The organism is Pseudomonas sp. NPDC089569 (assembly GCF_050280625.1).
Taxonomy (GTDB): Bacteria; Pseudomonadota; Gammaproteobacteria; order Pseudomonadales; family Pseudomonadaceae; genus Aquipseudomonas.
Genome location: NZ_JBNNVQ010000052.1, coordinates 16,752 through 39,834, shown reverse-complemented (window position 1 = coordinate 39,834; position 23,083 = coordinate 16,752). Strand labels below are relative to the sequence as shown.

Genomic DNA, 23,083 nt, shown 5'->3' with positions numbered 1-23,083 from the left:
TGGCCCTGAACGCGGCCATTGAAGCGGCGCGTGCCGGTGAGGCCGGCCGTGGCTTTGCGGTGGTAGCGGACGAAGTTCGCGCACTGACCTTGATTGCGCATTAGAACGCAGAACGCTCTCAACCCTGAAAAGGTCGTTTTATGACGAAATGGCTGCTAGCTGCCGGAGTCTTGATGCCGCTTTACAGCGCTCAGGCTACACAGGATCCGGAAGCTGTGTACAACCGTGTTTGTGGTGCCTGTCATTCCGGCCAACTACCCATGGCGCCCCAACGAGGCGATCAGCTTGCATGGACGCCGAGATTGGCCAAAGGTATGGAGACGCTGGTGCAACACGTAACCCAGGGTTTCAAGGCGATGCCGCCGCGTGGTTTGTGCATGGACTGCAGTGCCGAGGATTACCGAGCCATCATCCAGTGGATGAGCGAGTAAACCCGGTCCATAACTCTTAACCCTTAGCCGTAGTTGGATTAGCTGATGAACAAATTGATCGTGAGTCTGCTGTTGACCGTGGGAATCTCCGGCATTGCCCATGCTGCAGGTGAGCCAGTGAAGCCTGGTGACGCCGCCGCAGGCCAGGCAAAAGCCGCCGTTTGTGGCGCCTGCCATGGCCCGGATGGCAACAGCATGGCGCCAAACTTTCCGAAACTGGCAGGCCAGGGCGAACGCTACCTGACCAAGCAGTTGCACGACATCAAGTCGGGCAAGCGCACCGTTCTGGAAATGACCGGCCTGCTGACCAACCTGAGCGACCAGGACCTGGCGGACATCGCCGCCTACTTCGCCAGCCAGAAAGGCAGCGTCGGCGCCGCCGACCCGAAAGTCGTGGCTCGCGGTGAAGCCCTGTTCCGTGGCGGTGACCTGGCCAAGGGCCTGCCGGCCTGCACCGGCTGCCACTCGCCAAATGGCGCAGGCAATGCCGCCGCCGGCTTCCCGCACCTGGGTGGCCAACACGCTCAATACATCGCCAAGCAACTGACCGAATTCCGCAAGGAAGAAGGCGGCCGCACCAACGATGGCGACACCAAGACCATGCAGACCATCGCCAAACGACTGAGCGACGAAGATATCGCCGCCGTGTCCAGCTACATTCAGGGCCTGCACTAAGGCCGGTGAATCGGGCGTCGTACCAGGCATGCCTCGCCTGCAACGTTAACGCTCGATTAATCCGTCGCGGCAAGTATAAAAAGGGTGGCTTTGGCCGCCCTTTTTTGTGGCCGCTGCCGTTACACTACAGAACTCAGGCCCGCCATGATCTGTCTGAAAGCAGCTCGAGCGAGGCGATAAATTTGTCCAGGAGTAAAGCATGCGTAATCTGATCATCAGCGCCGCATTCGTCGCTGCCAGCCTGTTCGGCATGACTGCCCAGGCTGCCGAAGCCCCCGCCGCCCCTTATGTCGAACTGGCCAATCCGGTTCCGGTTGCGGTCCCGGGCAAGATCGAAGTGGTGGAGCTGTTCTGGTACGGCTGCCCGCACTGCTACCACTTCGAACCGACGATCAATCCATGGATCGAAAAGCTGCCATCGGATGTGAACTTCAAGCGTATTCCGGCCATGTTCGGCGGTCCTTGGGATGCTCATGGCCAGATGTTCCTGACCCTCGAATCCATGGGGGTCGAGCATAAGGTGCATGCTGCTGTATTCAAGGCCATTCAGGAAGAACACAAAAAACTGACCACTCCGGACGAAATGGCCGACTTCCTGGCTACCCAGGGTGTCGACAAGGACAAGTTCCTGGCCACCTTCAATTCCTTCGCGATCAAGGGCCAGGTCCAGCAAGCCAAGGATCTCGCCAAGAAATACGAGATCTCGGGCGTTCCAACAATGATCGTCAACGGCAAGTACCGTTTCGACGTGGGCTCTGCCGGCGGTGCCGATCAGGCCCTGCAACTGGCCGACCAACTGATCGACAAAGAGCGAGCGGCTAAAAAGGCTGCTGCCAACTAAGCGCGGGACCCCTGCCATGCGCCGCTGGAGTACTGAACGCGTCGTTGGCCTGCATGATCCGCGGGTCAACGAACATCATCTGGCATCGACGGGCCTGCCCGAAGACAGCCGTTTGCGCTTGCTCAGTTTCAACATCCAGGTCGGCATCAGCACCGAACGCTATCGGCATTACCTGACCCGCGGCTGGCAACACTTGTTGCCTCACCCCGGGCGCGCCGGAAACCTGCAAAAAATTGGCAACCTGCTGGGCGACTTCGATCTGGTCGCCTTGCAGGAAGCCGACGGCGGCAGTCTGAGATCGGGCTACGTCAATCAAGTCGAACACCTGGCCCAACTCGGCGCCTTCCCTTACTGGTACCAGCAGCTCAATCGCAATCTCGGGCATCTCGGCCAGCACAGCAATGGCGTGCTCAGTCGCCTGCGCCCCTGGTTGATCGAAGATCATCCGCTGCCCGGCCCCAAAGGACGTGGAGCGATTCTTCTGCGCTTCGGCGAAGGCCCGGAAGCACTGGTGGTGGTCATGATGCACCTGGCGCTGGGTGCGCGAACCCGCAGCATGCAACTGGCCTACATCCGCGAGTTGATTGGCGGCTACAAACACCAGGTGCTGATGGGGGATATGAACACCCATGCCAGCGACCTGCTGCAACACTCACCCTTGCGTGATCTGGGCCTGCTTGCGCCGCAACTGGAGGCGACATTCCCCAGTTGGCGCCCGCAGCGCTGCCTGGACCACATACTGCTGAGCCCGACCCTGACGCTGGAAAAGGTCGAGGTACTGGCACAACCCATTTCCGATCACCTGCCGGTCGCGGTAGAGATTCGTCTGCCGGGTTCGCTCACGGCCGATGCATTGCCCGCGTTGAGTCCGGACCTTCGCGGAAGCCCTGAATGAGCGACGAAGCACAGCGCTGGAAAGAGAAATACCTCAAAAGCATCGAACAACAGGAAAAGCTCGAACGTCGCTGGGATGCCCGCCTCGACTTGCTCCGACGCGGACTGGTGCGCAGCACACTGGCAGCCGAGGGCACCGATCGCGCCGTTGACCAATGCATGAAGGAAATGCGCGAAGTCGTACGCACCGACGATATGGACGCAGCCCTGGCCAACCTGCTTCCCCGCCTTGAAAAAGCCGTGCTCGATTCTGAGCAACGCCGGGAAACCCGAGTGAATCAGACTGGCGCCGCGTTGACCGCGCTGGTCACCCAACTGCAAACATTGCCGTTGCCCCGGGAGGTCAGTCGACCCCTGAAGAAATTCGCCAAACATCTGGACAGTCGTGTCAGCCAGGCCCGCGAAATTCCATTGCTGCTCAGCGAATTGAGCGGCTTGCAGGGCAAGGCCTTGAGCCAATTGGAAACACCGGCAGAACCCGATCGCCCAAGCCTGTTGCAGCGACTGTTCGGGCATCGGGACGCCGAAGAAGCGATTATCCAGATTCCGCCTGCTGCCGAGCATGCCCCGGGTACCGCGACTGGCGAGGCCGTTTCAGCGCTGGCTGACAAGGCTTCGCCAGCCAACATCGAGATCGAACCCGTTGTCGATGAGGTGCTTGAAGACGCTGCGGGCGAGGAGCCACAAACGCCCCAGGCAGCATCCGATAGCCCACAGCCTTCTTCGCCAACGCTTGAGCCGCAACAAGCGCCCACGCCGCTTGCTGAAGAACAGGTTCCAACGGTTCAGATTGCCGAAGCACCTGAGCCTCACCTCGAACCGGACATCAACCCTGACGAGCTGACGCCTGCGGAGCTTCCAGAACCCCTGCCACCGACTTCGGTACTGACCCACGAGCACCCGGAACAGTCCGAACATGACATGCTCTACGCGCTACCGGACTCGCCCGAGCCTTCCTACAGCTCGGTGGCCAAACACATCGAGGACACCTTGCTGGGCCTGCTCGACGACCTGGCGCTACCGGAACGTCACCGCCCGCAAGCCGAGTCGATGCGTGATCGCCTGAAAAACGGTCTGAACTGGTACGAATTGCTGCCGATCCTCGACGACCTGGCCACGCTGATGCTGGCAATTTCGGACAGTGGCCAGCACGAATTCGAAGCGTACCTGCAGCACCTCAATGAACGCCTCGAATCGTTCCAGAGCAACCTGCAAGCCGCCAGCGCCGGACACGCCGACAATCGCTCCGCGGCACAGGCGATGGACACGCAGATCCGCGAGCAGGTCGACGGTCTGCAAACCAGCATGCATGAAGCGGCGGACCTGGAAGATCTCAAGCAGGTTCTGGAGAGCCACCTCGAAGGCCTGCTCGGCACGATGGACGAACACCGCAAGCAACGTGACGAGCGTGAGCAAGAAGTTGCGGCCCGCCTTCACTGCCTGGCCGAGCGCGTGGCCCATATGGAGCAGGAAGCCCAGGGCTTTCGCGAACACCTCGAAGAGCAGCGTCAGAAAGCCTTGATCGACCCGTTGACCGGCCTGCCCAATCGCGCCGCCTGGAGCGAACGACTGGAGCACGAAATCAGCCAATGGCAGCAGCACGGCAATACACTGATGCTGGCGATGCTCGATCTCGATCACTTCAAGCGCATCAACGACAACTACGGTCACCTGGCGGGTGACAAAGTGCTGAAAATCATTGCCACCGTGCTGCGCAAACGCCTGCGCGGGACGGATTTCATTGCCCGGTTCGGCGGTGAAGAATTTGTCCTGTTGCTGCCGTCCACGCCTCCGGCGGCCGGCATGAAACTGCTGGAGCATCTGCGCGCGTCGATTGAAGCCTGCCCGTTCCACTTCAAGGGCGAGCGAGTGACCGTGACCATTTCCATGGGACTGACGGCGTTCAAATCAGGCGAACACAGCGATTTGGTGCTCAAAAGAGCCGATCAGGCGCTCTATCGCGCAAAAAACGGGGGAAGAAACCGGGTGGAAATGGGCTGACGGCCAATTGTGTGATTTTGTTTAAAACTTCGTGGCTGGCCTCCACCCGCAAGTCAGTACGTTACACTGTTGCATTACTGACTTGCGTGTAATGCCTGCCATGAAATGTCTTGCTCTCATTGTGTCGCTGATGCTGCTGGCCGGTTGTGCCAGTGGCCCCCGCTATGACACCAGCCACCCTTCCGCCAATCACGACAGCCGTATCCAGTTCGTGGTGCTGCATTACACCACTGCCTCGATGGAACGCTCGCTGCAACTGCTGACCCAGGGTGAGGTCAGCAGCCATTACCTGATCGGCGACGATAAAAAGGCGACCATCTACAAGCTGATGGATGAAAACCAGCGCGCCTGGCACGCCGGGGAAAGCCAATGGCAAGGACGGACCTGGCTGAACTCCAGCTCCATTGGCATTGAAGTCGTCAATCCCGGTTTCAAGGACACCCCGAACGGGCGCGTCTGGTATCCCTACAGTGAAGCGCAGTTCCAGTCCCTGGTCGTTCTGCTCAAAGACATCAACAAGCGTTACGCCATCAGTCCACGAAGCATCGTCGGCCATAGCGATATAGCTCCGCTGCGCAAACTGGATCCGGGGCCACTGTTTCCGTGGAAACGTCTGGCTGCGCAGGGCATCGGCATCTGGCCAAACGAGCAGGCCGTAGCACGGCAGCAGTCGACGTTTGAAGCGCAGCTGCCGAGCATCAGCTGGTTTCAGACGCAGTTGGCCCGCGTCGGCTACGACACGCCGCAAACGGGTGAACTGGATGTGGCGACGCGTCATGTGCTTGCCGCCTTCCAGATGCATTTCCGTCCGTCACGCTTCGACGGCACGCCGGACGCACAAACGGCGGCGCTGCTGCAGGTGCTGAATCAGACAAAATAATGACGGCCGCCCGACGGTAAGCAAAGTTCTCAATCAGCAGCTATAACTCATTGGTAATTCGCCGGATATTACATAATGCCTGCCGCTCGAGCGACACTCCGTAGCTGGTTCTATCGCCCCTGGTTTCTGGCGATGATGGCGGCTGTCCTGAGCGCAACATTACTGATGGTCGGCAGCCTGTACATCGCCATGCATCAGGTTGAGCAGAACGAAAGCCAGGAAATGAATGCTCAGGGCGAACGCTTTCTCGCCCGCCTGGAGCAGCTTTTCGGGCAATTGCGCGAGAGTCTCGACGACCTGGAAGCCCAGCCGCTGCGCACCTGCAATGACGAAATGATCGCAACGCTGCAACAGGTCAGTTTCAACTACCGTTTCGTTTACGAAGCCGCCTACAAGGACGCCACGCGGATCTGCTCCAACCGCCCGCGCCAGGAAGGACTGTCGTTGTTGCGGCCACCGGACATCAAAGGCCCCACCTACAGCTACTGGCTGAACACCACCACCGAACCCGATGAGAACCGCGCCGCGCTGATGCTCGGGCGCGGTAACTTCCGCGTCGCGACGTCACGCGGGCATTTGACCGACATGGTCGACCTGTCGCCGGGCAGCAGCCTGCTGGTGGTGCTCGATCACGGCAGACGCGCGATTCCGGTGCTGGGTGTGTCGCAGGTCTGGCCGCCGACCGAGCATTGGCCACCGAAAAGTCGCGATGCACTGCAGGTCACGCAGACACGCTTGATCTACCGCATGCCCACCGACAACCCGGAATACCAACTGGTGTTGATCAGCCCGCGCGGCGGCAACCACATCCCGCCGGTGTGGTGGTGGCTGTTGCCGGTGTGCCTGGGCCTGGCCCTGTGCGTGGGCTTTCTGGTCTATCTGCTGGTGCGTCAACGGCAATCCCTGGACGCCGAACTGACCGGCGCCATCCGCCGCGGCGAATTGCAGGTGCTGTACCAACCGATCTTCGACCTCGACAGCCGTAATTGCGTCGGCGCCGAAGCCTTGCTGCGCTGGCGAAGGCCGGATGGCTCGTTGACCAGCCCGGACCTGTTCATTCCGATGGCGGAAAATACCGGGCAGATCCGTCAGATGACCGACTTTGTCCTGCAACGCTCGCTCGAGCAGCTGGGACAATTGCTACGGGCAAACCCGCAGCTGTACATCTCGGTCAACCTGGCGGCGTGCGATGTGATGGTTCCGCGTATCGGCCAGGTGATGTCTCGGCTGCTGACCCTGCACCGGGTCGCTGCCAAACAGATTGCCTTCGAGGTGACCGAACGCGGATTGATCGATGTGGTGGTGGCCCGGGAAAACCTGCAAGCGTTGCGAGATGTCGGGCATCAGGTGCTGATCGACGACTTCGGTACCGGCTATTGCAGCCTCGCCTACCTGCAAACCCTGCCGGTGGATTGCCTGAAAATCGACAAGGCATTTATCGATGCGCTCGGCCATGACGCCGCCAGCAGCGGCGTGGCCCCACATATCATCCACATGGCGCAGTCGCTGCATTTGAAGGTGATTGCCGAAGGCATCGAGCATGAAGCCCAGGCTGCGCTGCTGAGCAGTGAAGGCGTCAAGTTCGGCCAGGGCTGGCTGTTCGCCCATGCATTGAGCGCCGTACAGCTGACTGAGCTGATTACTCGCGGCCGCCGATTGACCAAACGCCGCCTGGATGATGAAGCGTAGGCTGCACTAAACCGTCAGCGCCATGTAGAACTGCGTGCCCTGCCCCGGCCGCGAATAGACGCCCATCCGCCCGCCGTGCAACTGCACGATCTCCTTGCACAGCGCCAGGCCAAGCCCTGCCCCGCCTTTCTTGCGACCGACCTGTACGAAGGGTTCGAAAATACGGCCCTGTTGTCCATAGGCGATGCCTTCGCCGTTGTCCTCGACGCTGATAATCACCCGTTCGCCGTGGCGCCGTGCCTGCAGGCGTATGAGCCCACCGGCAGCCGTGTGACGCAGGGCGTTGTCGATCAGGTTGTCCAGTACACGGTCAAGCTGCGGCTGATCGGCCTGCAAATGCGGCAGCGGTCCCTGAATTTCCACCAACAGCTCGATACCCTTCTCTTCGGCTCCACCGGTAAAGCGTGCCTGCGCCTGCTCCAGCAGGTCCTCGATGGAACACGGCGCCAGTGTGAGTTTCTGCAGGCCGTTCTGGTAGCGCGAAAAATTCAGCAGATCATTGATCAACTGCATCAGGCGCTGCATTTCTTCGTTAACCGTATCCAGCAAATCGGCTTCACGGGAATCCGGGGCAAAATGCGCGCGCTCACGAAACAGGCCGAACGCCATGTGCATCCCGGTCACCGGCGTACGCAATTCATGGGAAGCACGCAGTACGAATTCGCTGCGCACTCGCTCGAAGGCACGCTGCTCGGTGACGTCATGCAACACCATTACCGCGCCGAGAATATGCCCCTGGGTATGGCTGACTGGCGTCAGGCTATAGGTCAACAGTCGCGTCTCGCCTTCGACCTCTACGCTCAAGTCCTCCGGCGCACGCTCCAGCGTTCCGCCCCGCAAAACCAGCTGCAACTGCTCATCGAGCTCAGGGCGCCCAAGCGCCGTGCCCAATCCCTGGCCGAGTCGATCCTCATCCCAACCCAACTGTCGTTGCGCCACCGGGTTGAGGTGCTCAAGGTGTCCCTGGCGATCGATCATCAGCAAGCCATCGTCGATACTGTCGAGTACCGCCTGCAAGCGCTGTTGCCCGGCCAGCAGTTCATCGACGTTGGTCGCCTGATGTTCACGCAACGCCTCGGCCATGATCCCGAAACGCCGGGTCAACTGGTTCAATTCAATCGCCGAAGAGACCGGCAGGGTGACATCGAAATTGCCCTGGCCAATGTTGTCGGCCGCTCGCGCCAGGGCTTCGATGGGCTCGCCGAAGCGCCGGGCGATGGCTTGAGCGGTGATGAAACCGATGACCAACACTGCCAGCCCGACCAGCCCGAGCAAACCGGCGATCAACAGTGCACGTTCGCGAGCCTGGCGTTCGGTGATACTGATGTTATCCAGCGCGCGTTTGTGCTCCTCGATCAAGCCACTGCGCACTGCATTGAATCGCTCGGAGAGTACGTCGCTGCCGCTCAATACTTGAGTCGGGTCAGGCGAGACTTCGTAGGCCTGTAGAAAGCTCAGATAATCCGCCTTCGCCTTTTTGAAACCGTAAGGCTCACTGCCTTCGTCTGCCGGCTCTTGGGCTATACCCTCTTCCAGCAACTGGAAGTAACGCTGTTTGGACGCCTCAAAGGCCTGGTGGTCCGGTTTCTCGCTGAGGATGATCAATATCTGATCACCCAGGGTCTGACGCAGTTTGAGTCCCAGGTCCAGGGTGATGAAATTATTGCGCAGCAACGCTTCCTGACTGCCAGCCATCTGCATCACGCTGACCAGCCCGAGCAGCAGCCCGAGCAACGCCACGGTGATCAGTGCGGAAATGCTCAGGAAAAGCCGGGTCCGCAACTTCATCGCCAGTTTCATCAGGGCGGCTCACAAATTGTATTGCTTGCGTTTGCGGTACAGGGTCGATGCGTCGATGCCCAGGGTCTTGGCGGCTTGATCCAGTGTTCCGGCGGTGGCGAGGACCGCGCCGATGTGGGCTTTCTCCAGTTCATCGAGGCTCAGGGCCGCGCCGATACGCGGTGCATTGGTGAGCGGTGTCTCGGCCATGCCCAGGTGACCGATCTCAACCCGCTCCTGCGGGCAGATAATGCTGGCCCGCTCCACCACATTGCGCAGTTCGCGAATATTTCCCGGCCAGCGATAGCCCAGCAGCGCTTCGCGAGCCTCGTCGCTGAAAACCCGGGCCGGGCGTGCGTACTCTTTGACAAAACGCGCCAGGAAGCGATCGGCAAGGTTGAGAATGTCTTCACGGCGCTCACGCAGCGGTGGCAGGTGCAAAGTGATGACGTTGAGGCGATAGAGCAGGTCTTCGCGGAAACGACCATCGCGGACCATGTCTTCCAGGTTCTGGTTGGTGGCCGCGAGAATGCGTACGTCTGCACGGCGGGTGACCGGGTCGCCTACACGCTCATACTCCTTGTCTTGAATGAAGCGCAGCAATTTTGGTTGCAAAACCAGGGGAAAATCGCCGATTTCATCAAGAAAAAGCGTTCCACCGTCGGCTTGATTGACACGACCCAAGGTACTTTCGCTGGCCCCGGTAAACGCACCACGGCTATGGCCGAACAGTTCGCTCTCCATCAGCTCGGCGGTGAGCGAAGGGCAGTTGATCGTGATGCAGGATTTCTTCGACCGTTTGCTCCAGCCGTGAATGGCCTGGGACAACTCACCCTTACCGGTACCGGACTCGCCGAGGATCAGAATATTGGCGTCGGTGCCGGCAACCTGGCGGGCCGTTTCGAGTACGACTTTCATGGCCGGGCTGTGGGAATCCAGCCCATCCCTGGGTTTTCGTACCTCACCTTCCAGCGCTTCCAGACGCGCCGACAGTTGCCGCACTTCCAGTTGCTTGGCGGTTGCCAGTCGCAGCTGATCGGGGCTGCAGGGTTTGACCAGATAATCGGCGGCGCCAGCCTGGATGGCATCGACCGCCGTGTCCACAGCCGAGTGGGCCGTGACGATGACCACGCGCATCCAGGGTGCCTGAATACGCATCTGGGCCAACACATCGAGACCATTGTCTTCACCCAGGCGCAAATCGAGGAAGCACAGGTCGAAGACCTGGCGTTGCAGCAATATATCGGCCTGTGCGGCGCTGTTGGCCGTCGCCACGCTGTAGCCTTCGTCTTCCAGGCAATAGCGGAAGGTACGCAGGATGGCGGATTCATCATCCACCAGAAGAATACGGCCTTGATGCTCAGTGGCTGATTCCATTTTCCCGCGCTCCTTTATAGGTGGTTCTGATTAGTCCCGGAAAAATCGGGCAAGTTGCATGGTTCATTCTGGTCCATTCCCGACAAAGCAGGGCATTTATCTCCCGCCTCTCCCGTTGTCGCCTGAATATGCGAGCGATTTATAAATCGCTCGTTTTCAGACGATCACTCGTATTCCTTTCTGACAGTTGCGCCCTCCCCTCAATTCAAAATTCTTGCAGTGTTCCTCGGCCAGATCGTGCATTACGCACGATCACGTCGAGCGCCATCGTGCAGGATGCGCCTGTCCGCTTTTTTCATACATTTATAACTTTCTGATTTTTATTGGTTTTTTATCGATAAAAGTCTGGCATGCACGCTGCAACGACCTGAATTACGAAGGGTACTGATCAATCGCCCTCACCGATTACCCCCCGCTGGGGAGGAGTTTCAGGATGAGTCGCCAACGTGCCACCCCATTGCATCTTTCCCCTCTGCATCTCCTGCAAGGCGTGTTTGCCGTGCTCGCGCTGTTGATCACCTTGATCGGCGGCCAGCAGTTTTCTCGTTGGGAGCAGAGTCAGCAGAAAGAGGGGCCAAGCATTTCGTTCCAGCACCCGACCCAGACCCATTTCAGCGCCGCCGGCAGTGCCATGGCTGATAGCACTTCTATGCGAATGATGGGCGTCGACCAGCATCAGGCGATGGACGAATCGCCTCGTCAGGAACGTTGGGTTTTCTAGGTACACAGACTTGGCGCGCCGGGCGCCGGGATACGCAAGACCTTTAATAACAGCGTAAGGAGAATCACCATGTTGAGCTGGGCTATCACCTTCTTGATCATTGCCATTGTCGCCGCCGTACTGGGCTTCGGTGGTATCGCAGGCACCGCCACGGGTATCGCCAAGATTCTCTTTGTCGTGTTTCTGGTGATGTTCGTTGCTTCTTTCTTCTTTGGCCGTCGCGGTCGAGGCTGAACCTGAGTAAAGGTTGAAAAACACTGGCAACCGCCCTGCGGTCGGGCGGTCCAGGCTTGGCGGCAAACATTGATGGAACAGCTCGAACAGGCCAGGAACGGGCATTGAATTCAAGACATGAAAAAAGCACCGCGCTTTTTTCAGTTTGCGCCCACCCGAGGAAGGTCGGCGCATGACCAAGGGGTCGGGACGTTCTGCCTGTTCCAGGGGCGGAGTGACCTACGGGTACAGGGAGTGCCTGCGCAAGGGCCGGGTCAGGAAAAGCTGCGTCGCAAGTTCGCCAGCCGACCAGGAATCGACGAACTTGCGAAGGGCTTGTCCGTTGACGACCTTCGTCGGAGCGCCGCCCGGAACAAGCTTCGCTCCTACGGTGAGTAGCCTTTAAGTGAACAGGCACTCTGGCTTCACCCCTCCCCACCAAAAACAGACTGGATATCGCCGGACACTTACTTCCAGGTGTTTCAGTCGTGACCGTATATCGAGAAAAATAGCCCTGATTTTGCCGTGATTTTTGCTCGCGCCTTGTGGGATTTTCCCGGAAATCACCCCTTCCAAAAATGATCAAAAAACACACTATTTGCGCTGCAATGGCCGGTTCACGGCACTTATTTCTGCCGAAATGTCTTATTCGAACCGATTGCGACGTCGCTTTCAGATAAAAAACCTCATACCGATTCGGCATAGGGTAGGCGTTTACGGCATTAGACTCCGCTTCCTTGCATCGGAATAGTTGCGCCTTTTTTCGCCTGCCAGAGAGCCATAAAACAAGCGCTCCGGGGCTCCTTATACGGGGGCGGATGCTGCGACTTTTTCGCCACAAGCGTTCCAGTTCGCGCACTCGTCCGAGTCAAACTGAAGTAAGGGTAAAGATATGAAGAAGGCAAAGCTTAGCCTCGCCTGGCAGATCCTCATCGGTCTGGTGTTGGGGATTGCAATCGGTGCGCTGCTCAACCATTTCAGTGCCGAGAAAGCCTGGTGGATCGGCAACGTCCTGCAACCGGCAGGCGATATCTTTATCCGTCTGATCAAGATGATCGTGATCCCGATCGTGATCTCCTCGCTGGTCGTCGGCATTGCCGGCGTGGGTGATGCGAAGAAGCTCGGCAGCATCGGCCTCAAGACCATCGTCTACTTCGAAATCGTCACCACCATTGCCATCGTCGTCGGCCTGCTGCTGGCCAACCTGTTCCATCCAGGTGCCGGCATCGACATGAGCACCCTGGGTACCGTGGATATTTCCAAGTACCAGGCGACGGCTGCCGAGGTTCAGCATGAACACGCGTTCATTGAAACCATCCTCAACCTGATCCCTTCCAACATTTCGCGGCCATGGCCCGCGGTGAAATGCTGCCGATCATCTTCTTCTCGGTGCTGTTCGGTCTCGGTCTGTCGAGCCTCAAGCCGGAAATGCGCGATCCGCTGGTGACGATGTTCCAGGGTGTGTCGGAAAGCATGTTCAAGGTCACTCACATGATCATGAACTACGCCCCGATCGGCGTTTTCGCACTGATCGCGGTGACTGTGGCCAACTTCGGCTTCGCCTCGCTGCTGCCGCTGGCGAAACTGGTGATCCTGGTTTACTTCGCCATCGCTTTCTTCGCTTTCGTGGTGCTGGGTCTGATCGCTCGTCTGTTCGGCTTCTCGGTGATCAAGCTGATGCGCATCTTCAAGGATGAGCTGGTACTGGCCTACTCCACCGCCTCCTCCGAAACCGTACTGCCACGCGTGATCGAGAAGATGGAAGCCTACGGTGCACCGAAGGCCATCTGCAGCTTCGTGGTGCCAACCGGTTACTCGTTCAACCTCGACGGTTCGACCCTGTACCAGAGCATCGCGGCGATTTTCATTGCCCAGCTGTACGGCATCGATCTGTCCATCAGCCAACAACTGCTGCTGGTGCTGACCCTGATGGTCACCTCCAAGGGTATCGCTGGCGTACCGGGCGTGTCCTTCGTGGTGCTGCTGGCCACCCTGGGCAGCGTAGGCATTCCACTGGAAGGCCTGGCCTTCATTGCCGGTGTCGACCGCGTGATGGACATGGCCCGCACCGCCCTGAACGTCATCGGCAACGCCCTGGCCGTACTGGTCGTCGCTCGCTGGGAAGGCATGTACGACGAGGCCAAGGGCCAGCGCTACTGGAATTCGCTGCCGCACTGGCGCAGCAAGGAAAAATTGCCGGCTGGCGAGGTTTCCAGCAACTGATGTATTGCTCTCTGTAGGAGCGAGCAAGCTCGCGATGGACGACAACGATAACGCGGGCAGCCTGACACCCCGCCGTGTTCTTTCATGCATCGCGAGCGTGCTCGCTCCTACAGAGGCAATTGCCGCGTTGAACAAACCCCGGAGAAATCCGGGGTTTGTCGTTTCTGGCCACCCCGCTATCATTCGCCCATCATTTGGGGGATTTGTCTGATGCTCAATGGCCTGTGGCTTGGCTTCTTCATCGTGGCCGCCGTGTCGGCGCTGGCGCAGTGGCTGGTCGGCGGCAACGCCGGGATCTTCGCGGCAATGGTCGAAAGCATTTTCGCCATGGCCAAGCTGTCGGTCGAAGTCATGGTCTTGCTGTTTGGCACCCTCACCCTCTGGCTGGGCTTTCTGCGGATTGCCGAAAAAGCCGGGATCGTCGAGTGGCTGGCCAAGGCCTTGGGCCCTTTGTTCCTGCGCTTGATGCCGGAGGTCCCGCCCGGTCACCCGGCCATCGGCCTGATCACGCTGAACTTCGCCGCCAATGGCCTGGGCCTGGACAATGCCGCCACGCCGATCGGCCTCAAGGCGATGAAGGCGCTGCAAGAGCTCAACCCCAGCACCACCGTCGCCAGCAACGCGCAAATCCTGTTCCTGGTGCTCAACGCCTCTTCCCTGACCCTGCTGCCGGTGACGATCTTCATGTACCGCGCCCAGCAAGGCGCACCCGACCCGACGCTGGTATTCCTGCCGATCCTGCTGGCGACCAGTTGTTCGACCATCGTCGGTTTCCTCTCCGTGGCGCTCATGCAACGCCTGCGCATCTGGGACCCGGTGGTGCTGGCTTATTTGTTGCCCGGCGCACTCATCCTGGGCGGTTTCATGGCGTTGCTGGCGACACTGTCCGCCGCCGCCCTGGCGAGTTTGTCGTCAATACTCGGCAACGTGACGCTATTTGGCCTGATCATGCTGTTTCTGATCATCGGCGCACTGCGCAAGGTGAAGGTTTACGAGGCATTCGTGGAGGGCGCCAAGGAAGGCTTCGATGTGGCCAAGAACCTGCTGCCGTATCTGGTGGCGATGCTCTGCGCGGTGGGCGTGCTGCGGGCGTCCGGGGCACTGGATTTCGGCCTGGACGGGATTCGCCACCTGGTGCAATGGGCCGGTTGGGACACCCGTTTCGTCGATGCCTTGCCGACGGCGATCGTCAAACCCTTCTCCGGCAGTGCTGCACGGGCAATGCTGATCGAAACCATGAAAACATCCGGCGTGGACAGCTTCCCTGCGCTGGTGGCGGCAACGATTCAGGGCAGTACCGAAACCACGTTCTATGTGTTGGCGGTGTACTTCGGTTCCGTGGGCATCCAGCGTGCGCGGCACGCGGTGGGCTGTGCACTGCTGGCCGAGCTGGCCGGCGTGCTCGGCGCCATCGGGGTTTGCTACTGGTTCTTCGGCTAAACACCACCCTGTAGGAGCGAGCAAGCTCGCGATGAACCCACAGACACCGCGGGGTGTCAGGCTGCCCGAGTTATCGTTGACGCCCATCGCGAGCATGCTCGCTCCTACAGGGGGCGGGGTGGTGGCGCGAGTTTCTGCCCTTGCTCAACCGCCCAGGCCACCACCTGCGCCGTCAATTGATCACAGGCCAGGCCAAATCCGCTGACCACTGCCGGCACCTTCTCGTCACTTAGCGCCTGACGCACTTCAAAACGGCGACTGGCGAGGATGTGTTGGTCATAGCCCCGCACCAGTACTGCATCCAGGCTCACCACAACGCTTGCTCTCGTGCCCTGGTATTCGCCCTGAAAAGCTTGCAGGTGGCCACCCAGTTCCAGATCCGCCTGAAAAATGCTGTCGTCGGTGCTGAGCAACGTCACCCGCCCATCTTGCTGAAAACCATCCAGAAGACGATTACGCAGCAACACAGGAGCAGGATCGCTCCAACGCGAGTCCTTATAGCTGCTGATGACATCGCCTTGGGGAATGACAGCTATCTTCGGGCTGTTCAAAACCTCGCTGGCCTGGAATTTGTTCAAGCGCAACGACCAGCGTTGCGGCGAGCCATGACTGGCCGCAGTACTGCTTTGCGCCGAGGGCAAACGGTAGACGTCGAAAGGTTCGGCCTTGGGCAGGATCGAGCACGCACTCATGAGCGTGAAGCTGGCGAGGAGGGCGATGCGAGTCAGCTTCATGGGGTGAATTCCTTGTGCTTGTCACTGCCCAGCAGGTAACCGCTGGGGTTGGCTTCCAGGCGTTTGGTGATGGCACGCAGCGAGGTCAGGGTTTCGCGCAACTCACGCACCGCCGGCGGCAGACCACTGAGGCTCTGCATGCCGCTGTTGAGCGAATCCTCGTTGGTGGCGAGTAGCTTGTTGATGGCGGCGGTGCTCTGTTCCAGCGACTTCATGGCCTGCTCGGCGCTGCCGATGGCCTGTTTGCCATGATCATTGAGCAGGCTGTTGGCATTGCGCATCAACACCGTCGTTTGTTCGAGCATGGTGTTGGCTTGCTTGCCGAGCGATCCCAGTTGCTGCATGACCTGACGAATATCGCCACGCTGCTCGGCAATCGTTCCGGTGGTTTGCTCCAGGTTTTCCAGGGTCTTGCTGATGCGCTCGACGTTTTCCTCGGAGAGCAGCTGGTTGGCGTTCTGCATCAACGAATTGACCCCGGACACCAGGTCGTTGCTGCTGTTGAGGAACCGGGAGATCGGCGAGGGCGAAGCGACAATGAGCGGCAGATTGCCGTCCTTGCCCTTGAGCGTCGGACTCTGGGGTGTGCCGCCGCTGAGCTGGATGATCGACGTGCCGGTGACGCCGGTCAGCGCCAGTTTGGCCTGGGTGTCTTCCTTGACCGGTGTTTCACCGCCCAGTCGAATCCGCGCCAGCACCCGGCGCGGGTCCTGCGGGTCCAGGCGCAGCGACACTACATCGCCAACCTTGATCCCGCTGTACTGCACGGAGCTGCCATTGGACAGGCCGCTGACCGCCTCGTTGAACACGACTTCGTAATCCTTGAACTCGGTGTCGACACTGGACTTGGCCAGCCACAGGCCGAAGAGCAGGGCGCCCGCCACCACTATCACGGTGAACAGGCCGATCAATACATGATGGGCTCGGGTTTCCATGTCAGACCTCGTTGAACTGTTGAGCGGCGGTCAACGCCGCGCGGCCGCGAGGGCCGTGGAAGTATTCGTGAATCCAGGCATCGTCGGTTTCCGCCACCTTGTCGATGGCATCGGCCACCAGCACCTTTTTCTGTGCCAGCACCGCTACACGGTCGGTAATGGTGTAGAGCGTGTCGAGGTCATGGGTCACCAGGAAAACGCTCAGGCCCAAGGCATCGCGCAGGGTCAGGATCAATTGATCGAAGGCGGCGGCGCCAATCGGGTCGAGGCCGGCGGTGGGCTCGTCGAGAAACAGAATGTCCGGGTCCAGCGCCAGCGCCCGGGCCAGCGCCGCGCGCTTGATCATGCCGCCGGACAAGGACGCGGGGTACTTGTCGGCCGCCGAAAGCGGTAATCCCGCCAGGGCCATTTTCACCGCCGCCAGATGCTCGGCATCATCGCGGCTCAAGCCGGCGTGCTCAATCAGGGGCAAGGCCACGTTCTCGGTCACGGTGAGCGAAGAGAACAGGGCGCCTTGCTGGAACAACACGCCAAATCGGCGCTCGACCAGAGAGCGCTCATGTTCGGACAAGGTCGGCAGGTTCTTGCCAAAGATCTTCACCACGCCTTCGCTGGGCTGGCGCAACCCGACAATACTGCGCAGCAACACCGATTTACCACTGCCGGAGCCGCCGACTACGGCGAGGATTTCGCCTTTGTACAAATCCAGGTCAAGGTTCTCGTGCACGCTCTGGCGGCCGAAGCGGTTGCACAGGCCACGCACTTCGATCACCGCCTCGCCGGGCGCTCGCGGTATACGACTCACCAGCCCATCTCCATGAAAAACATCGCGGCAATGGCATCGAACACGATGACCACGAAGATCGACTGCACCACGCTCGATGTGGTGTGGGCGCCCACCGATTCGGCGCTGCCACTGACTTTGAAGCCTTCCAGACAGCCGATTGCCGCGATCAGGAAGGCAAAGACCGGCGCTTTGACGATCCCCACCAGAAAGTGCTGAACGCCAATCTCCGATTGCAGCAGGGACAGGAACATCGCCGGCGAAATATCCAGCGACAGTGCGCAGACTACCGCACCGCCGACAATTCCCGAGATGACAGCCAAAAAGGTCAACATCGGCAATGCAATCAGCAGGGCCAGGACCCTTGGCACCACCAGCAACTCCATCGGGTCCAGGCCCAGGGTACGGATGGCGTCGATTTCTTCATTGGCCTTCATCGAGCCGATTTGCGCCGTAAATGCACTGGCGGTGCGCCCGGCCATGAGAATCGCGGTCAGCAACACACCAAATTCACGCAGGAAGGCAAACCCCACCAGGTTCACGGTAAAGACGCTGGCGCCGAATTTGGCCAGCACCGTCGACCCGAGGAACGCCACGACAGCCCCCACAAGAAAGGTCAGCAGGGCGACGATCGGTGCGGCATCAAGGCCAGTCTGTTCGATGTGCGCAATCATGGACGTGACGCGCCAGCGTTTGGGGCGAAACAGGCCGCGAACAATGGTTTCCAGGATCAGGCCGACGAACCCCAACAATTGCAGGGTGTCTTTCCAGACGGTTTCCACCGCGCGGCCTATGCGAGTCAGCAACTGAATGCTGACGCTGATCTCCGGCTCCTTGATCGGTACGCAGAAATCGGTCAGCGAGCGATAGACCGTCTGCAATAACGCGCGGTCGGCAGCAGAAATTGTGCACTCAGGGTGCTCGGCAGACCGACCGAGGCGTTCGGAACCCAGCAGCTCCACCAACAGCGAGGCCCCGGCGGTATCGAGGGCGCCGAGGCCGTTGAGGTCAATGCGGGTGCTGTCGTCGTACTGGCCCTCGAGCTTCTCGCTCAGGCGTTTGAGATCGGCGTAGTGGGCGAGCGTCCAGTCCCCCGTGACCCGTATCCGGGTCGGGGCTTGCGAGGTGTCCAGATGGGCATTGCCGGCCACTGTGTTGCTGGTCATATGCTCCGTGCTTTTTCGTCGATTGTGCGAACCTACGTAATAGCACGAACTGCCTTACTTTTCTTTGATCGGTGTGCTGTCGGTGATCTTGAAGCGCAGTACCCCGATCAATTGCTCGTCTTCGGTCAATACCCGAACCTGCCAGTTGCCTGCCGGGTTACCGGGGAAGTTCTGCTTGTGAGTCCAGGCCCGGTAGCCTTCCTTGCGCCCGCCATGGATATCCAGCGCAATGCGGTCGACTTCTTTGCCGTTGAATTGCCAGACGTGATAAATCCGTTCGTCCAGACCACGCGGCGCATTGATCGCGGTGTAGGCGTACAGGCCACCACTGCGGATTTGCTCGGCGCTGACTTCATCGAGGCTGTCACCGGGGGTGCGGTCCTGCATTTGCGTGCTGATGGCCACGTCGGTCATCCACAGGGTCGCCGGCGGCACCCACGAGCGCAATTCCCAACCGACGGCACCGATGCCAAGGGTAATACTCAGGATCGCCAGTGCACTGCGCAGCGTGCGGATCGGAAAGATCGACGCCAGGCTCGGGAACGACAACAACACGGAAATGCCCAGCGCCCATTTGAAACTCTGCGAAGTGGTCAGGTGCATGATCACCGGCAACGCAGTGAGCAGGGCGGCGAACAGGGTCAGGGTATGCAACGCCAGGAACGCCCAGCGCCGCGGGGCCAGCCACTTGTAGTACAGCGGGTCGATGATGGAAATCAGCGCCGCAGCCCCCAGCAGGCCGGTGAAGAACAATTGGCCACTGTTCCAGGTGGTGGTGATGAAAAAGAATGGCAGGACGAAAAACAGACTTTCCTGATGGATCATCTGCGTCGCATAGCGCAGCAGCGGCTGGGGGATTTCCCGCTTGAAGATTCTGGTAAACAGATTGGTCAGGCTGTTTTCCAGCATCAGCCAGACCCAACTGATCAACATGATGGTGGTGATCCAGCTCGCCAGGCTTTGTTGGCGATCCACCAGAATGAAGCTGCCGACCCCGGAGATAAAACCGCCGAGCGCAATGACCCCGGGGTAGCGCTTCATCAGTTCGAGGATGCGCTGTGCAAAGAGGGGCAAGGTCGGCATTCGGCGGTTCACAATAGTCGTAGGAAAAATCCCCGACAGGGTACCGCTGACGCAGCGGTGTGGCGAGCGTATGCGCCCGTAAACGCATACCACACTGTAGGAGCGAGCGGTGAGACGCTAGCTTCTGCGTCGGAAATGCCATGCCGCCAGGCCCGACATCAGCAATGCCAGCAATCCGACAATCGCCCACATCAGCTGGTCATAACTGAGCAGCGGTTTTTCGATCCGTATATACCCCGGTTGCAGGAGCAATTCGCGCATGGCCTTGTTCGCTTCTTCCAGGGTCACACTCTGCAGTTCCCTGGCCGGGTCGGCGAAACGGCCGTCCTCGTAGTCTCCCAGCGCACTCCAGTAGTAATCGGCCAGCGCACTGTTGCCTTGCACAGCCCAAGCCTGGCGGGCGATAGCCGCCTGTTTGAGGCGATTGAACGTCTCGGCATTCAAGCCGTCCCTGAGTAGATCGGCCTTCAATTGATCCAGTACTTGCTGGGCCTCGACTACGTCATCGCGCTCAAGGTCGGCATTGAGGCTCATGAACCCAACGCCGCCGAACACCTCTCGTTCAGCCCAAGGCCCGTAGGACAAGCTGTGTTCCAGGCGCAACTGACGGTACAGCGCCCAGTCCAGATAGTCCTTGAGCAGGTCGAAGGTTTCGTCGTGCTCATCTTCCTGCACCGGTTCCGGCACCAGCCAGTGCAACTTGGCTCCGCCACCGATAAAACCGCGCGTCAGGCTGCGCTCATGGGCGGCGCTGGTCTGGATTTGCGGCAGGGCGGGGTGATCGGTCGGTTCAATCGCCTGCAGCGCGCCATACGCCCGTTCCAGATAGGCCGGCAGCAGACGGTCAAGATCACCTACCACTATCAAGGTCATGTTATTGGGCGCATACCAATCCTTGCGTACCTTTTCCAGTTGTTCGCGGGTCAGATGATCGACTTGCGCGCGCTCGATGCATTTGAGGCCCAACTCCACGGCCAGTTGATTACTGGCCGAATGCCCCAGGTCCTGGCGATCCAGCCAGCGTTGCAAATGCGAGTAGTGCCCACCGTCCTCGCGCAGGACCACTTGTTTGGCTGCGTTGATGGCAGTGTCATCGAATCGGGTCTGGGTCAGCAGCGCCAGCAGCAGGTCCAGTACCTTGCGCTGGTTTTTTGCCGGGGCTTCGATCACGAAGGTGGTATCGGCGTTGCTGGTATAGGCGTTCCATTCGCCCCCAAGCGCTTGCATGCGCTCCTCCAGGCCGCCTTCACCGCTGGCGTCGATGCCGCTGAACAGCAGGTGTTCGAGCAGGTGCGGCAGCTCTTTCTCGTCGCAGCTGAAATCATCGACGCCCACGCCGACCACCAGCCGAATCGCCACATGCCCCCGGTCCGCACCGGGCTTGAGCAGCACTTGCAGGCCGTTGCGCAGGGTATAGCCCTCGACCTGGAAGCGATCCAGGGCGAAGGAGGGGATTGAACCCAGCAACAGACAGGCGAGCAGCAGACAACGCATAACGAGCTTCCATACGGCCAGCGTAAGTTCAACAGACTTCAGGCCACTGTAGACGTTCAGGGCGAGTGTGTGATGTCAGCCAGATCATCGACCACCAATGCACCGGTGTCGGATGTTTCCAACACCACGTAGGCACTGCTGCAAAACAGCGAGTTCAGACGCTTCATATCGGCAATCAGCTCCAGGTGCAGCGAACTGGTTTCAATACTTTGCACGATCTTGCGTTGCAAACGGCTGACGTGAGCATGGGCCAGGCGGCGCTCCTGTGCACGAAAACGACGCTTCTCGCGCACCAGCTGACGGGCACTTTCCGGATCGCCGCTGAGGAACACCGACATCCCGAGCCGCAGGTTGGCGATCAATTGGCTGTGCAATCCGGCCAGTTCCTCCAGGCCCACCTCGGAAAACGAGCGGCGCTGTGAGGTTTTCTGCTGCTGGACCTTGCGCAGCATGCGTTCGATCAAGTCGCTGGCGAGTTTCAGGTTGATGGCCAGCTCTATGATTTCGGCCCAGCGTCGGCTGTCCTGATCGCTGAGGTCTTCCCTGGGCATTTGCGCCAGATACAGTTTGATGGCGCTGTAGAGCGACTCCACGTCGTCCGTCAGACTGCGCACTTCCTGGGTCACGGCCGTGTGCTTGCCACGCAATACGTCGAGCATGGCTTCGAGCATGTTATCGATCAGATCGCCCATGCGCAGTGTTTCCCGGGCTGCATTGGCCAGCGCCAGGCCCGGAGTGACCAACGCGGTCGGATCAAGGTGCCGCGGCTTGGCCATACCGTTGACCTGCGGACGCTCCGGCAGCACCCAGGCACAGAACCTGGCCATCATGCCGACGCTGGGCAGCAGGATCAGACAACGTACGGTGTTGTAGAGCAAATGGAAGCCGATGACCATTTCCTGGGCGCTGAAATCGAGGCTGTCGAGCCAGTGCACCAGCGGATCGAGTACCGGGATCATCAGCACCAGGCCGATCAGCTTGTACAACAGGCTGCCCAAGGCCACCTGGCGCCCGGCGGCGTTCTGCATGCTAGTGCTGAGAAACGCAAGAATGCCGCTGCCGATGTTCGCACCAATCACCAGGCCGATGGCCACCGGCAGGCTGATCACCTTGGCGCCGGCCAGGGTAGCCGTGAGCAGAACAGCAGCCAGGCTGGAATAGGAAATCATCGCGAACAAGGCGCCGACCAGGGCGTCGAGCAGGATATCGCCGGTCAGCGAAGCGAAAATCACCTTCACGCCTTTGGCGTGGGTGATCGGCGTCGCCGCTTCGACAATCAATTGCAACGCGAGAATGATCAATCCCAGCCCGATTGCGACGCGCCCCATCTGCCCCAGACGGGTCTGCTTGCGCGACAGGAAAAAGATCACCCCGAGAAAAATCAGCAGGGGCGACAGCCAGGACAGGTCAAGCGTCAGCACCCGAGCCATCAGCGCCGTCCCCACATCGGCGCCGAGCATGGTTACCAGCGCCGGCGTCAGCGCCATCAGGCCCTGGCCGACAAACGAAGTGACGAGCATTGCCGTGGCGTTGCTGCTCTGGACCAGGGCCGTCACCAGGATCCCGCAGACAAATGCCAGCCAGCGCCTGGACATGTTGTGGCCGATGAGGTGGCGCAAGTTGGAGCCGTAGACCCGCAGGATGCCGGTTCGGACGATGTGCGTGCCCCAGATCAGCAGGGACACGGCAGAGAGCAGATTGAGCAGGGTGAGCATGTCGGCCC

Annotated in this window: 19 protein-coding genes and 2 pseudogenes; 12 read left to right on the top strand and 9 right to left on the bottom strand. The window is 59.8% G+C overall.

Translation table 11 applies throughout. From position 1 onward, the window contains the following. The 8 genes and pseudogenes from ACQKP2_RS19640 to ACQKP2_RS19605 all read left to right on the top strand — a co-directional run. Window positions 1-86: pseudogene (locus ACQKP2_RS19640) on the top strand (methyl-accepting chemotaxis protein); the annotation flags it as partial. A 54-nt stretch (window positions 87-140) separates the two neighbouring features. After that, on the top strand, window positions 141-431 hold the full coding sequence (locus ACQKP2_RS19635; protein ID WP_427578757.1) for a c-type cytochrome: 291 nt from the start codon (window positions 141-143) through the stop codon (window positions 429-431). A gap of 45 nt (window positions 432-476) precedes the next feature. After that, on the top strand, window positions 477-1,106 hold the full coding sequence (locus tag ACQKP2_RS19630) for a c-type cytochrome (RefSeq protein ID WP_427578756.1): 630 nt from the start codon (window positions 477-479) through the stop codon (window positions 1,104-1,106). Window positions 1,107-1,305: 199 nt separating this feature from the next. Continuing rightward, on the top strand, window positions 1,306-1,947 hold the full coding sequence (dsbA, locus tag ACQKP2_RS19625; protein ID WP_427578754.1) for a thiol:disulfide interchange protein DsbA: 642 nt from the start codon (window positions 1,306-1,308) through the stop codon (window positions 1,945-1,947). A gap of 16 nt (window positions 1,948-1,963) precedes the next feature. Then, the gene (locus ACQKP2_RS19620) at window positions 1,964-2,842 is read left to right on the top strand and encodes an endonuclease/exonuclease/phosphatase family protein (RefSeq protein WP_427578753.1); all 879 of its coding nucleotides are present in this window, start codon (window positions 1,964-1,966) and stop codon (window positions 2,840-2,842) included. Continuing rightward, window positions 2,839-4,842 carry a diguanylate cyclase gene (locus tag ACQKP2_RS19615; RefSeq protein WP_427578751.1) on the top strand — a complete coding sequence of 668 codons (2,004 nt, stop codon included), beginning with the start codon at window positions 2,839-2,841 and terminating at the stop codon, window positions 4,840-4,842. Before ACQKP2_RS19620 ends, ACQKP2_RS19615 begins: the two co-directional genes overlap by 4 nt. 100 nt (window positions 4,843-4,942) lie before the next feature. Further along, complete coding sequence (locus ACQKP2_RS19610) at window positions 4,943-5,722, top strand: N-acetylmuramoyl-L-alanine amidase (RefSeq protein WP_427578750.1); 780 nt, start codon at window positions 4,943-4,945, stop codon at window positions 5,720-5,722. A 75-nt stretch (window positions 5,723-5,797) separates the two neighbouring features. After that, window positions 5,798-7,411, top strand: a complete 1,614-nt coding sequence (locus ACQKP2_RS19605; protein ID WP_427578748.1) for an EAL domain-containing protein — start codon at window positions 5,798-5,800, stop codon at window positions 7,409-7,411. Between the two features lie 6 nt (window positions 7,412-7,417). On the opposite strand, the gene ACQKP2_RS19600 is transcribed toward ACQKP2_RS19605, so the two are convergent. Together ACQKP2_RS19600 and algB are read right to left on the bottom strand one after the other, a co-directional pair. Then, complete coding sequence (locus tag ACQKP2_RS19600) at window positions 7,418-9,211, bottom strand: ATP-binding protein (RefSeq protein ID WP_427578747.1); 1,794 nt, start codon at window positions 9,209-9,211, stop codon at window positions 7,418-7,420. 9 nt (window positions 9,212-9,220) lie between these two features. Continuing rightward, on the bottom strand, window positions 9,221-10,567 hold the full coding sequence (gene algB / locus ACQKP2_RS19595) for a sigma-54-dependent response regulator transcription factor AlgB (RefSeq protein ID WP_427578745.1): 1,347 nt from the start codon (window positions 10,565-10,567) through the stop codon (window positions 9,221-9,223). A gap of 433 nt (window positions 10,568-11,000) precedes the next feature. Here algB and ACQKP2_RS19590 point away from each other — a divergent pair, with 433 nt between their 5' ends. The 4 genes and pseudogenes from ACQKP2_RS19590 (at window position 11,001) to ACQKP2_RS19575 (ending at window position 15,164) form a co-directional block, all read left to right on the top strand. Further along, window positions 11,001-11,288, top strand: coding sequence for a hypothetical protein (locus tag ACQKP2_RS19590; RefSeq protein WP_427578743.1), 288 nt, complete (start codon window positions 11,001-11,003; stop codon window positions 11,286-11,288). Window positions 11,289-11,357: 69 nt separating this feature from the next. Continuing rightward, entirely contained in the window at window positions 11,358-11,522 is a 165-nt protein-coding gene (locus tag ACQKP2_RS19585; protein ID WP_007989444.1) for a DUF1328 domain-containing protein, read from the top strand. Window positions 11,523-12,393: 871 nt separating this feature from the next. Beyond that, window positions 12,394-13,724 (top strand): annotated as a pseudogene (gene gltP / locus ACQKP2_RS19580) (glutamate/aspartate:proton symporter GltP). A 210-nt stretch (window positions 13,725-13,934) separates the two neighbouring features. Next, window positions 13,935-15,164, top strand: coding sequence for a nucleoside recognition domain-containing protein (locus tag ACQKP2_RS19575; RefSeq protein ID WP_427578741.1), 1,230 nt, complete (start codon window positions 13,935-13,937; stop codon window positions 15,162-15,164). A gap of 104 nt (window positions 15,165-15,268) precedes the next feature. Here the strand turns inward: ACQKP2_RS19575 and ACQKP2_RS19570 are convergent, their stop codons facing one another. From ACQKP2_RS19570 to ACQKP2_RS19540, 7 genes are all read right to left on the bottom strand, one after another. Next, a complete protein-coding gene (locus tag ACQKP2_RS19570; RefSeq protein WP_427578740.1) occupies window positions 15,269-15,898 on the bottom strand; it encodes an ABC-type transport auxiliary lipoprotein family protein in 630 nt (209 codons plus the stop codon). Continuing rightward, window positions 15,895-16,833, bottom strand: coding sequence for an MlaD family protein (locus ACQKP2_RS19565; protein WP_427578738.1), 939 nt, complete (start codon window positions 16,831-16,833; stop codon window positions 15,895-15,897). The genes ACQKP2_RS19570 and ACQKP2_RS19565 overlap by 4 nt, the downstream gene beginning before the upstream one ends. 1 nt (window position 16,834) lies before the next feature. Then, window positions 16,835-17,638: an ABC transporter ATP-binding protein gene (locus ACQKP2_RS19560; RefSeq protein ID WP_427578736.1), complete on the bottom strand. Its 804-nt coding sequence runs from the start codon at window positions 17,636-17,638 to the stop codon at window positions 16,835-16,837. After that, the gene (locus ACQKP2_RS19555) at window positions 17,635-18,783 is read right to left on the bottom strand and encodes an MlaE family lipid ABC transporter permease subunit (protein ID WP_427578734.1); all 1,149 of its coding nucleotides are present in this window, start codon (window positions 18,781-18,783) and stop codon (window positions 17,635-17,637) included. The genes ACQKP2_RS19560 and ACQKP2_RS19555 overlap by 4 nt, the downstream gene beginning before the upstream one ends. Before the next feature lie 54 nt (window positions 18,784-18,837). Continuing rightward, entirely contained in the window at window positions 18,838-19,866 is a 1,029-nt protein-coding gene (locus ACQKP2_RS19550) for a DUF5924 family protein (protein ID WP_427578733.1), read from the bottom strand. A 117-nt stretch (window positions 19,867-19,983) separates the two neighbouring features. Then, window positions 19,984-21,360 carry a M16 family metallopeptidase gene (locus ACQKP2_RS19545; RefSeq protein ID WP_427578731.1) on the bottom strand — a complete coding sequence of 459 codons (1,377 nt, stop codon included), beginning with the start codon at window positions 21,358-21,360 and terminating at the stop codon, window positions 19,984-19,986. Between the two features lie 56 nt (window positions 21,361-21,416). Further along, window positions 21,417-23,075, bottom strand: coding sequence for a Na/Pi cotransporter family protein (locus tag ACQKP2_RS19540; RefSeq protein WP_427578729.1), 1,659 nt, complete (start codon window positions 23,073-23,075; stop codon window positions 21,417-21,419). Window positions 23,076-23,083 lie beyond the last annotated feature (8 nt).

Bases quoted from the DNA above. Each gene is read 5' to 3' on its own strand.
- ACQKP2_RS19540 (WP_427578729.1), bottom strand. From the start codon at position 23,075: ATGCTCACCCTGCTCAATCTGCTCTCTGCCGTGTCCCTGCTGATCTGG.
- ACQKP2_RS19610 (WP_427578750.1), top strand. From the start codon at position 4,943: ATGAAATGTCTTGCTCTCATTGTGTCGCTGATGCTGCTGGCCGGTTGT.
- ACQKP2_RS19550 (WP_427578733.1), bottom strand. From the start codon at position 19,866: ATGCCGACCTTGCCCCTCTTTGCACAGCGCATCCTCGAACTGATGAAG.
- ACQKP2_RS19630 (WP_427578756.1), top strand. From the start codon at position 477: ATGAACAAATTGATCGTGAGTCTGCTGTTGACCGTGGGAATCTCCGGC.
- ACQKP2_RS19600 (WP_427578747.1), bottom strand. From the start codon at position 9,211: ATGAAACTGGCGATGAAGTTGCGGACCCGGCTTTTCCTGAGCATTTCC.
- ACQKP2_RS19575 (WP_427578741.1), top strand. From the start codon at position 13,935: ATGCTCAATGGCCTGTGGCTTGGCTTCTTCATCGTGGCCGCCGTGTCG.
- ACQKP2_RS19570 (WP_427578740.1), bottom strand. From the start codon at position 15,898: ATGAAGCTGACTCGCATCGCCCTCCTCGCCAGCTTCACGCTCATGAGT.
- ACQKP2_RS19555 (WP_427578734.1), bottom strand. From the start codon at position 18,783: ATGACCAGCAACACAGTGGCCGGCAATGCCCATCTGGACACCTCGCAA.
- ACQKP2_RS19590 (WP_427578743.1), top strand. From the start codon at position 11,001: ATGAGTCGCCAACGTGCCACCCCATTGCATCTTTCCCCTCTGCATCTC.
- ACQKP2_RS19620 (WP_427578753.1), top strand. From the start codon at position 1,964: ATGCGCCGCTGGAGTACTGAACGCGTCGTTGGCCTGCATGATCCGCGG.
- ACQKP2_RS19565 (WP_427578738.1), bottom strand. From the start codon at position 16,833: ATGGAAACCCGAGCCCATCATGTATTGATCGGCCTGTTCACCGTGATA.
- algB (WP_427578745.1), bottom strand. From the start codon at position 10,567: ATGGAATCAGCCACTGAGCATCAAGGCCGTATTCTTCTGGTGGATGAT.
- ACQKP2_RS19635 (WP_427578757.1), top strand. From the start codon at position 141: ATGACGAAATGGCTGCTAGCTGCCGGAGTCTTGATGCCGCTTTACAGC.
- ACQKP2_RS19585 (WP_007989444.1), top strand. From the start codon at position 11,358: ATGTTGAGCTGGGCTATCACCTTCTTGATCATTGCCATTGTCGCCGCC.
- ACQKP2_RS19615 (WP_427578751.1), top strand. From the start codon at position 2,839: ATGAGCGACGAAGCACAGCGCTGGAAAGAGAAATACCTCAAAAGCATC.
- ACQKP2_RS19605 (WP_427578748.1), top strand. From the start codon at position 5,798: ATGCCTGCCGCTCGAGCGACACTCCGTAGCTGGTTCTATCGCCCCTGG.
- ACQKP2_RS19545 (WP_427578731.1), bottom strand. From the start codon at position 21,360: ATGCGTTGTCTGCTGCTCGCCTGTCTGTTGCTGGGTTCAATCCCCTCC.
- dsbA (WP_427578754.1), top strand. From the start codon at position 1,306: ATGCGTAATCTGATCATCAGCGCCGCATTCGTCGCTGCCAGCCTGTTC.